This is a genomic window from Acinetobacter sp. P8-3-8, assembly GCF_000214135.1.
In the GTDB taxonomy this organism is placed as follows: domain Bacteria; phylum Pseudomonadota; class Gammaproteobacteria; order Pseudomonadales; family Moraxellaceae; genus Acinetobacter.
In genome coordinates this window covers 1-978 of sequence record NZ_AFIE01000132.1, presented here as the reverse complement: position 1 = coordinate 978, position 978 = coordinate 1, and the positions used below count along the sequence as shown (strand labels likewise).

Here is a 978-nt window from a genome sequence, read left to right as displayed (position 1 = left end):
AGATGTAGCCAAAGGTGTTGCAAATGCTTTTCCCAAATATGTAACGCAAAATGACTTCTTACCCATACCATGTAGCCACCCAAATTGTGGCTGGGTAACATTGTTTGTACGGCGATTTGGGCTCTTTATTAATATTGCCAAATTTGTTGATTTGGACAGCATCATGAGTGATGTTGCTAATAAAACACTATTAGATCAACAAGAATTACGAGGTATGTTGGGTACCAATAAACATGGATTTTTTAAAACTTTATTTGCCAAAATCAGCCGTTATTTAATCCGTACTGAAGATGTATTTGGCATTGTAATAAAGCCTTTTATGGATCAATTTAATTATGACCAAGATAGAGTTTCAGCGTGTTGCCATCATACTCTAAATAATGACGGTCAATTGATCTCTTTTTGTGAATACAACGTGCGCTATAGAGAACAAGACAATTGGAATAAATTTGATTCAATAAAGGTCGTACAAATTGCAGATATTGAAAATGAACTTACGTAGATTTCTCTATTTATTATTAGCTAGGTTTATAGCAGCTTGGCATATGACTTTTATTTTATTTGTACTAATCGGAGGACTAATAGCTTTTCCATTTAATAGCTTAATGATATTTCATATGATTTGTGTGTTTTATGGCGTCATAAATCGCAAACGAAATATGGGATGCTTTTTAACTAAATGGGAAAGATCATTACGTGTAAAAGCAGGAGAAACATTATCTTGGCCAATGGATGAGTTTATGCCCCACTATATTTGGTCTCATTTCAACAGAACAGGATATGAGCCCAGTTCGCGTAAAATTTTCATGTGGATTATGATTTTAGCAAACTTTATCCCTTATTTAATTTTTTTAAATCGAATTTTATCTTAAAGACCGAAGGCTTTCAAAAGCTGTGTATACAATCAAATACTTCGTAGAATAATGTAAACCTATAAGGTAAAATAATATAACAGAGCTTATGATAAAAAGTTGTTTT

2 protein-coding genes are annotated in these 978 nt (G+C 32.4%); both read left to right on the top strand.

Annotated elements, in window-relative coordinates; translation table 11 throughout:
- The coding region (locus tag GGG_RS0118925; protein WP_010118025.1) for a hypothetical protein at positions 1 to 502 on the top strand (502 nt) is incomplete at its 5' end.
- Positions 489 to 872, top strand: coding sequence for a DUF2784 family protein (locus GGG_RS20530; RefSeq protein WP_010118023.1), 384 nt, complete (start codon positions 489 to 491; stop codon positions 870 to 872). The genes GGG_RS0118925 and GGG_RS20530, both read left to right, overlap by 14 nt.
- Positions 873 to 978 lie beyond the last annotated feature (106 nt).